The sequence below is a fragment of the Microvirga tunisiensis genome (assembly GCF_009296175.1).
Classification (GTDB): domain Bacteria; phylum Pseudomonadota; class Alphaproteobacteria; order Rhizobiales; family Beijerinckiaceae; genus Microvirga; species Microvirga tunisiensis.
This window is the reverse complement of record NZ_VOSK01000283.1, coordinates 1-8,000: the sequence shown is the minus strand read 5'-3', so window position 1 is coordinate 8,000 and position 8,000 is coordinate 1. Positions and strand designations below refer to the sequence as shown.

18 protein-coding genes and 1 pseudogene are annotated in these 8,000 nt (G+C 61.0%); 18 read left to right on the top strand and 1 reads right to left on the bottom strand.

What is annotated here, in order from left to right; genetic code table 11:
* From FS320_RS33805 to FS320_RS33725, 18 genes are all read left to right on the top strand, one after another.
* The coding region (locus FS320_RS33805; RefSeq protein WP_274597254.1) for a group II intron maturase-specific domain-containing protein at window positions 1-570 on the top strand (570 nt) is incomplete at its 5' end.
* A 196-nt stretch (window positions 571-766) separates the two neighbouring features.
* On the top strand, window positions 767-991 hold the full coding sequence (locus FS320_RS33800; protein ID WP_152716782.1) for a hypothetical protein: 225 nt from the start codon (window positions 767-769) through the stop codon (window positions 989-991).
* Between the two features lie 39 nt (window positions 992-1,030).
* Window positions 1,031-1,330: a hypothetical protein gene (locus tag FS320_RS33795; RefSeq protein ID WP_152716781.1), complete on the top strand. Its 300-nt coding sequence runs from the start codon at window positions 1,031-1,033 to the stop codon at window positions 1,328-1,330.
* A gap of 57 nt (window positions 1,331-1,387) precedes the next feature.
* Complete coding sequence (locus FS320_RS33790; RefSeq protein WP_152716780.1) at window positions 1,388-1,810, top strand: hypothetical protein; 423 nt, start codon at window positions 1,388-1,390, stop codon at window positions 1,808-1,810.
* A gap of 37 nt (window positions 1,811-1,847) precedes the next feature.
* The gene (locus tag FS320_RS33785) at window positions 1,848-2,057 is read left to right on the top strand and encodes a hypothetical protein (RefSeq protein ID WP_152716779.1); all 210 of its coding nucleotides are present in this window, start codon (window positions 1,848-1,850) and stop codon (window positions 2,055-2,057) included.
* Window positions 2,050-2,415 carry a hypothetical protein gene (locus FS320_RS33780; protein ID WP_152716778.1) on the top strand — a complete coding sequence of 122 codons (366 nt, stop codon included), beginning with the start codon at window positions 2,050-2,052 and terminating at the stop codon, window positions 2,413-2,415. Before FS320_RS33785 ends, FS320_RS33780 begins: the two co-directional genes overlap by 8 nt.
* Window positions 2,408-2,863, top strand: coding sequence for a hypothetical protein (locus FS320_RS33775; protein WP_152716777.1), 456 nt, complete (start codon window positions 2,408-2,410; stop codon window positions 2,861-2,863). The genes FS320_RS33780 and FS320_RS33775 overlap by 8 nt, the downstream gene beginning before the upstream one ends.
* Window positions 2,864-2,906: 43 nt before the next feature.
* Window positions 2,907-3,215: a hypothetical protein gene (locus FS320_RS33770; protein ID WP_152716776.1), complete on the top strand. Its 309-nt coding sequence runs from the start codon at window positions 2,907-2,909 to the stop codon at window positions 3,213-3,215.
* A 96-nt stretch (window positions 3,216-3,311) separates the two neighbouring features.
* On the top strand, window positions 3,312-3,491 hold the full coding sequence (locus tag FS320_RS33765; RefSeq protein ID WP_152716775.1) for a hypothetical protein: 180 nt from the start codon (window positions 3,312-3,314) through the stop codon (window positions 3,489-3,491).
* A 44-nt stretch (window positions 3,492-3,535) separates the two neighbouring features.
* The gene (locus FS320_RS45445; RefSeq protein ID WP_153885362.1) at window positions 3,536-3,679 is read left to right on the top strand and encodes a hypothetical protein; all 144 of its coding nucleotides are present in this window, start codon (window positions 3,536-3,538) and stop codon (window positions 3,677-3,679) included.
* Between the two features lie 116 nt (window positions 3,680-3,795).
* The gene (locus FS320_RS33760) at window positions 3,796-4,218 is read left to right on the top strand and encodes a hypothetical protein (RefSeq protein ID WP_152716774.1); all 423 of its coding nucleotides are present in this window, start codon (window positions 3,796-3,798) and stop codon (window positions 4,216-4,218) included.
* Between the two features lie 57 nt (window positions 4,219-4,275).
* Entirely contained in the window at window positions 4,276-4,662 is a 387-nt protein-coding gene (locus FS320_RS33755; RefSeq protein ID WP_152716773.1) for a hypothetical protein, read from the top strand.
* A 67-nt stretch (window positions 4,663-4,729) separates the two neighbouring features.
* Window positions 4,730-5,086 (top strand): hypothetical protein, encoded by a 357-nt coding sequence (locus FS320_RS33750; protein WP_152716772.1) that lies wholly within the window; start codon window positions 4,730-4,732, stop codon window positions 5,084-5,086.
* 32 nt (window positions 5,087-5,118) lie between these two features.
* Window positions 5,119-5,889, top strand: coding sequence for an ATP-grasp domain-containing protein (locus tag FS320_RS33745; protein ID WP_152716771.1), 771 nt, complete (start codon window positions 5,119-5,121; stop codon window positions 5,887-5,889).
* A gap of 61 nt (window positions 5,890-5,950) precedes the next feature.
* Window positions 5,951-6,256: a hypothetical protein gene (locus tag FS320_RS33740; RefSeq protein ID WP_152716770.1), complete on the top strand. Its 306-nt coding sequence runs from the start codon at window positions 5,951-5,953 to the stop codon at window positions 6,254-6,256.
* A gap of 120 nt (window positions 6,257-6,376) precedes the next feature.
* On the top strand, window positions 6,377-6,796 hold the full coding sequence (locus FS320_RS33735) for a hypothetical protein (RefSeq protein ID WP_152716769.1): 420 nt from the start codon (window positions 6,377-6,379) through the stop codon (window positions 6,794-6,796).
* A 105-nt stretch (window positions 6,797-6,901) separates the two neighbouring features.
* A complete protein-coding gene (locus tag FS320_RS33730; protein WP_152716768.1) occupies window positions 6,902-7,105 on the top strand; it encodes a hypothetical protein in 204 nt (67 codons plus the stop codon).
* 198 nt (window positions 7,106-7,303) lie between these two features.
* Window positions 7,304-7,855, top strand: coding sequence for a hypothetical protein (locus FS320_RS33725; RefSeq protein WP_152716767.1), 552 nt, complete (start codon window positions 7,304-7,306; stop codon window positions 7,853-7,855).
* 39 nt (window positions 7,856-7,894) lie between these two features.
* Here FS320_RS33725 and FS320_RS33720 read toward each other — a convergent pair.
* Window positions 7,895-8,000 (bottom strand): annotated as a pseudogene (locus FS320_RS33720) (IS5-like element ISMra2 family transposase); the annotation flags it as partial.

Below are 8,000 nucleotides of genomic sequence, written 5' to 3'. Positions count from 1 at the left end.
TATGTTCGCAGTCCTCGTGCAGGCGAGCGGGTCATGGCCAGCGTCACCCGGTTCCTCGAACGGCGCCTCAAGCTGAAGGTGAACACGGCCAAGAGCGCTGTCGCTTCTCCGACCGAGCGGAAGTTCCTCGGCTTCAGCTTCCTGGACCGTGGCCGGATCAGGCGGTGCGTTGCACCGCAGGCGCTCGCTAGGTTCAAGCAGCGGGTCCGGGAACTGACGCGTCGGTCGGGCGGGCGCAGCCTCGCGCAGATCGCTCCGGAGCTATCCCGCTACCTCATTGGGTGGCGCGGCTACTTCGGCTTCTGCGAGACGCCATCGCAATTGCGGGACCTGGACAGGTGGATCAGGCGACGGCTCCGCGCCATCGTCTGGAAGCAATGGAAGTACGGGACGAACCGCTTTGCGGAACTGCGCCGTCGCGGTATCGGGAAAGATCTGGCGGCACAAACTGCCGGTAGTCCTCACGGCCCATGGCGGCTCAGTAACAGCCCGGCACTTTCCTTCGCGTTCCCAAATGCCTTCTTCAAAGGCCTCGGTCTTGGCTCTATCTACGTCAAGCCGGTCGAGTAATCCGACGAACCGCCGTATACGGACCCGTACGTACGGTGGTGTGGGAGGGGAGGAATCGTGAGATTCCCCTCTATCCCGATTGCCCGCTGCTGTCAGACCGCGGTGACGATCATTCCGAGCATCCTCACCCAATGAGTGGGCCTCACCGGGATCAAACCCCAGAAGGACCACCTCCCGCTCAGAAGGAGCCAGATCCATGCGTCTCGTCCTCTACATCCACGAAATGCAATCCGGCCGGACCGAGCCCCTCTCGGAACTGGTGGACATCGTCGAAACGCCCGACGCCAGGAAGGCGTGGAACTGGATCACCCATCAGGCCCGTCAGCGGAAGAACGAGGACACCGTTCGTGCTGTCGTCGTCTGCGAGAACACCGCGATCCATCGGACTATCACCCTGTGGGATCACGCGCAGGCCGCCTGAAACCAGCAGCCAGCCATTCCTTCAGAAGGAACAGGAACCGTGTTCGAATTCCTCATCAAGACGGTCATTAGCGGGCCGGCTGTAGACCTCGCTGCTTTTCGCTCCCACTACCTCGAACTCTTCCCACGCATCGAGAAGAACGAGCCTGACGAGATCATCGCGGTTCTTTCCGGCGACCGTCAGGATCCGCGCCCGACCCTTCTGAATCTCTCGGGCGAATTCCCGACCCTCGTCTTCCTGAACACGGAATACCGGGCGGATCTCGGCGAAGCGCAAGCCTCCTCCGTTTGGATCCTCCAAGACGGGGAAGCCGTCGTCGATTTTTCCTCCGGCTCCTGATCTGCGGTCTTCGAGAGCGACCATCGATCGCTTTCAAACCCCATAAAGGAGACCCACATGGAGCAGCTCGAACAGTACGTCGCTATCTCGGGGCTCCGCATCCAGGTCATCGCCCAAGCCGTCTGCTGCCGGACGCCCTATGCTCGCTACCTCCATCAGCGTCTTGCCCGCGAACTCGGCATCGTTCTGGCCACCATCCGCAATGACATCATCCGCCCTGCCGATGCGCCCGAGCTCGATGAGAGCGCTCCAGTCATCCATCTGGTCGACACTCTCGATGTAGACGCTGCCACGAACGAGTACCGGGTCAATCGCGGCCCGTGGCGGGCCATCGTGTCAGAAACTCCGTACCTCGTTCCCGTCTCCGACGATGTCACAGGCGGCATCAGCCGCTTCGTCGACGAGCTGAACGGCCTCGGAGTTCTCGTGACCGCCGACGAACTCGCCTTCGACGAGCCTCTCTACCAACAGGCCGCCTGAAATCTCCCCTCCCCTCGCTCACAAGAAAGGAGCACCGATGCTCAATCCTATTGAGGAGCTCGTACGGCTGGCCCAGTCACGCGGGCTTTCCGACGACAGTCTCGATGAGGCGGTCCATGACGCAGCCGCATCGGCTGCATCGGCCGCAAACAACGACGGCCTGCCCGGTCAGATCGCCTTCCTGAACAGCCAGGTCGGTGTCGAAGAATCCCGCAAGATCATCGAAGGAGCCGATGCCAATGTCTGATACCGGCGCTACACCGAAGATCAGCGCTCGCGCGCATTCGGACGACCGAGCCATCGAGATCAGCTTCAACGCCTACCCGTGGTTCGCCCAGGCTGAGGACGCTGAGATCCTGGCACTGGCCGACAAAGGCTGGGGTGGGTGCGATCCGGCCGATGAGGTCGCTCAATTCATGGAAACCCAGGATAGCGAAGTGGATCGCCTCTTCACCTTCCTGTCCACGCATCCGCGGATGTCGAACGGCGATACCGTCGGATTCGAGTGCTACATCGAAGAGGACGAGGCCGTCTCCTGGATCAAGGAGAACCGTCCGGAGCTCTATGAGCACCTGACGCTGGAAGGCGGAGGCCAGAATGACTGATCCCAAGAGTGGTCCCACGGGCAAGGGCATCATGCCCGAATGGGTGTCCGTCTATGAAGGCCGTGCTGTCACCCATTCCTCAAGGCAGGAAGCCGACAGCTTTGGCGAACAGGTCCGCGGACGTCTCGCGCTCCTCCCGGTGAATCCGCCCAAGACCGCGTGGCTCGTCTTCGTCGTCCTGGACGGCGAGCGCCAGCACGAGCAGCTCTACGCCAGCGAGCAGGAAGCCATCGAGGAATTCCTCAAGGCCCTGCAGAAGATCTCCGACGAGCAGGACGTCCCATCCCTCGCCGACGCACTGGGCGAACCGGGTATCTTCAACCGCGCCGATAACGATCTCAGCTACTATCGTGACATGCAGCCGGCCTGGGCCGGGCATCTCGAGTACCTGCAGAACGAGCAGAGCATCTCTGTCGACGCCTGGATCACAGAACTGAACCTCCCGTAACGCTCCCTTCTCGTCACCCTCAACGTTCGACAGGAGATCTCGAATGGCATGCCTATACTGCGGCAGCGAAACCGACCGCTGTATTTCGGCGGATGAGGCCACTAATTGCAAAGCGCCTGGATCAGGTTTCACTATCCATCGCAATGCCGGCCATCCATGGGACCAGCGGCCCGGCTGGGATCTAATGGAGGTCAAAGCCGCCACCGAATCCGCTCTGACCCAATTCATCGCCCGAGCCGCGGCGAAGTTCTGGGAGGTCTGGATCCGGGACAACACCGGCCAGGTGAAGGCCGTTCTCTATAAGCCATCCCAAGCGACCGGTGCGTGGGCGGGCGTGCCTCAGATGAACTGATCTCGCCCCATTCCAACTCGCGGGCCCCCAGCCTGAAAATCCTCATAGCGCCTACGGGCGCTTTTTTCTTGTCCAATCCCTGAAAGGAAGACCCGAATGAACGGCTATAAGGCGTTCTACAACGGCCGCGAAACCGACATCCATGCCGACACGCTGCTTCAAGCGAAGGAAAAGGCTGTCGCCTTCTTCAAGCCGCCGAAGAGCAAGACGCACATGGTCCATGTCCACCTCTGCGAGAAGGACGGCGAGCAGGTGACCCACGTCGCCGTGGACTGAGACTGGCAACCCTCAGCCGCCGACAAATCCCAGGAACAAGCCTCATGAAGAGTCCTGCCCCGCGCCTCGATCGACGTACGCTGGCAGCATCGGCCCGCAACAAGCTCGCCGATCAAAAGCGGCTCAATGCCCGCAGGAGCAAGCTTCTCTCGGATCGGCGCGCCAGCCCCGATACCGCCAGAGCCTAACCCGCCCTAATCCGCCGACGCCGGCGGGTTTTCCTTTGACCAGGAGCCTAAACCCTCTTGGCCTTTCCATCGCTATGGGATCGAGAACCCATCACCCCAAACCCCATGGAGAAGCGATGTCCAATCCATTCGAGATTTCATTCTTCGCTCTCGACCCTCAGGGCACGGCCCACAGCATCAAGACCCGGATCCCGCAAGAGATCGTCATGATGGAGGCCTTCAAGAAGGTCTGGCCTGCCACCGGATATCACGTCCGCAGTCAGGGCGACGTCGAGGAGTTCTCCAGGGTCGATACCTCCCTGCCGGAGCCTGAGAAGCGCCGGCAGCAGCTCTCCGAGACCTTCCACCGCCAGATCAACAACATCGTCGAGCACGCCTCCCCGAAGGGGTTCTTCAGCGCCATCGGCTACACCCTCGACGTGAAGCGTCGGTGCCACAACGCCTATCGGCGCTGGGCGCGGGCTGCCTTCACGCCCGACAACGGGATCCGTCTCATCAGCACCGTGCCGTACCGGGTCAGCTTCGGGTCCCAGAGCTAACGCTCGCTCCAATCAGCTGAGACGAAATCATCGCAATCCAAATCCCAGGAGACGATCATGGCAAAGCCGATTGTTGAGCGCGACTTCTTCAACGACTGCTACGTGATCCTCCCCAAGGGGAAGAAGAGCCGCCCTTGGGCCCCGGCGAATTGGACGGACGGCCGGTACCGTACCTTCCGGACCCGAGCCGCGGCCGACAACTTCATCCGCAAGGGCGGCTTGATCGAGGTGACGGAGATTCCCGTCGATGCCGCCATCAAGGCATCGGGCTGGGACGAAGAACTCGGACACTGCGAAGCCAACTACGCTGTCTTTCGAGACTGGCTGGAGCGCGAGGGCGTCCACTTCTACGCCCGGGAAAAGGAAGACTTCTTCCCGGCCGAGGCCATCCGCGAAGCCCAGGAACGGGGCCTCTCCAAGGTGGTCATGGAGAACATGAGCTAGGGAGCCATCGCTCCCTCTTCGGAATCTGGCGAAATCTTCGAACTCCAAATCCCAGGAGAAAAGCTCCATGACGACGCTCGCCCTCACCGTTCAGACCGTCCGCGAGTCGAACTGGCGCAAGGCCCTCTGCAACGTCGCCCGTCCCATCGGCCACTTGAGCGGCGTCGGCCGCGAGATCGCCGAGGCTATCGGCCTGTCCGAGGACCTCGACTTCCTCAATGCCTCATCGGAGATCGTTTCCGTCGAGATCGACCGCCAGAAGATCACGGCTGCGTCCTTCGACACCATCGTCAGCATGGTCAACGGCCACATCGTCGGCACCGGCCGGGATCACAATGATGAACTCAGCTCGCTGATCAACACCCAGCGCGAGCTCTACGGCGATCGCGACGGAACCGCGAAGGTCTTCCTCGAGATCCTCTGAGCCCCTCCCCTTCCATCGCTGAGAGACCCCGCATGACGCACCCAATCCTGAGCCTGACGCCTCCCAGCCATGATGAGCTTCGCGCCATCCATAAAGCCTGGTACGAGCGCGTCGGCGCCACCTTCCTGGATCAGTGGCCGGACGAACTTCGCCAGATCTCGATCCCGACGAAGTTCGTAGAATGGCCCAAGGGCCTCAGCCCGGCCTTTTTCGACGGCGAAAAGCCGCCGGCGGAGTTTGCCAAGGTCGCTGAAGAGATCGACCGCCTGTGCGATTGGAACCTCCACTTCGTCCGGCTCAACAGCCGGTCGCCCAAGGACGTCACTCACCCCCAGCCTCCGTTCACCAATTCCGGCCGGCAGGCGCTTTACTGGATCAGGGGCTCGGAGCGATGCATAGACGATCTCTGCCGGTTCGAGCGCATCGATCCAAAGGCCTACATCTGCCTCAGGCCTCAGATCTTCTTCCACGAGCGCTCCGAGTTCCGGTGCTTCGTCAAAGACGGCCAGATCATTGCCGTCACCCAGTACAATCCGGGCTACTTCAAGCACCTTCAGGTGGAGGAAACCCGAATCGGGATCCGCAGGCTCATCGATGCCTGGTTCTCATCTGTCGTCAAACCGCGGCTCCATCTCCAGACCGTCGTGGTGGACCTCGTCTTCGACTACGATAACAACCTGATCCTCTTGGAGATCAACCCCTACGGCCTGAGCGACCCGCGGGAACTTGGATCCTACGAGGGCGTGGAATCTTTCACCGGAGCCATCGCGGTGCAGACCGAGGAAAAGCCCAGGAGGAGGTAAGCCAATCCTCCCTGACTGAAGCCATCGACGTTCCTCAGGCTCAAACCCCAGGAAGAATGAAATGGCTCAGTCTGCCGCCCTCCCCGCTCCGGCACTCACGTCCTGCCGGCAGTTCACCTTGCCGAACCACGGTGCCGCGCTCGACGCCTATATAGCGGTAACCAACCGTGACCCTGATGGGCTGATCCGCATCGTCCACTTCGTCCCTGAGCACAAGATCGTGGTGGAAGAGGAGAACGGTGACGCGGCGGCGGCCCTCATGAGAGAGGCCGGTATCGACACCACAGGCGAGACCATCATTCTCCCTGGCGAAGACATCTGGCTCACCATCGACCCGCCGGATTTCCCGGACGCCGACCAGGACTAACCCCAGAAGAGGCCTTCCGGCCTCTTTTTTTCATGCCGGACCGGACCAATCCCCTCCGCGATTCCGCACTCCTGAATCTGCGATCTTCGTTCGCCGCCAAACCCCAGGAAGGACACCGACATGCTCGACTTCGCGAAGCTCCGCGCGATCACTCCTGAGGACCGTGAACGGATGGAGCGGGAGCGCGAAGAGCGCCTCATCGCCGAGGACAAGGCCCGCCGGGCGGAATGGTCCAAGAAGACCCTCACCGCCACCCTGCAAGGCGATGTGGAGTCACGTTTTACCCGCACTGGCGACCGCGTCTGGTATCTCCGCTGCCAACAGGCGGATGGCAAGACCGTCTTCAGCGTCTACTACGTGCCTGAGTACATGAGCTCGGAAGAGCAGTACCAGCAGCTCGGAACCCTCCTGCCTGGCTCCACCCTTGAACTCGCCGGGTACTGGAAGAAGCGGTCCTGGCAGAACCAGCAGGGCCAGACCGTCGATAGCTGGGAGTTCATGACCCAGACCTACACGGTCAAGCAGGCTATCGCGGCCTAATCCGGCGTGGTGACATCACACTCGGGTAGGAATACCCGAATGACTTAAAAGGGCTATGCCGCTATAACGCACCTAGCGGTCTCCATCTCGCTATTGGAGCATGAAGTGGAAGAGAAAGTCATTAGCAACGTACAGGCCATCATTGCCCTAAAACACGTGGCTGAGATCCTGACAGCAGCGCAATACGAGAGCCTCAACGACCTCGACCGCGAGGCACTAGACGCCGTGATCGAAGGTTCCCATCGCTTCGAGGGGACGAGGAAGAAGCCGGTCAGTACGGAGGAGTGCGTGGGTATCACACATGGCTGATGTCATCGGATATATCGGCGTCGTCGCATGTGCGGCATGTGTCGCCTTTGGCGGATCGACGGGGCGTCATACGGGCTGCGTTAGATCGTAGGCGTAACGCTCTCGAATCTACCGCTCCCGGTAAATCTGTACACGGCTCATCAAGGAGGTCCTCACCGGCCTCCTTTTTTGCTGTCCTCTCGATCCCAAAGGCCCGAAATGACCGACATCGACATCATCGCCGCCAAACTCGCCGAGGCTCTGGAAGCCCTCAAGCCGCTGGCAAGCCTCATCAACCTCATCGATACCGAGGATGGAGACGACGAGCGATTCTTCATCCATGACGGCTCGATCGTTCTCTATCGGCACATTCGAACGGCTGCCCGCCTCGTGGGATATCTCGAGACGGAGGCAGGCAAGAGCGCTTCCGCCGACTTCAGGTCGATCGTCGACGAACTGGCGTCCCTAAAATCGAACCTCGAAGACGTACCCCTCATCCTGCGCCAGGCCCGCTATCTCCTGCGCGACTACGGAGCCAAGGGCGGATATCCCGGCCTGATGCCACACCGCCTGGAGCACATCGCCGACACAATCCAAGGGTTCACGCCGCGGCCTGTACCGCAACAGGCGGCCACTCCAGAAGAGTTCCGTACCGAGCTCGCGCTGCTCCTCCTGCAGCGGCACCCGGACTTCGACTACGACAATGCCTGCCTCGCCGACGCGCAGGCCTATGGCGACAAGATGCTGGCAACCGTTGCTGCCGACGTCTGAAGACAATCCAAGGAGGCCCTAGGGCGTGTCTGCAAAGGGCTATAGCCAGAGCATGATCATGCCGATGTTGACCATCGCGAGATAGTTGGCAGCGCGCTTCTCATAGCGTGTGGCGATGCGACGGAATTGCTTGAGGCGGTTGATC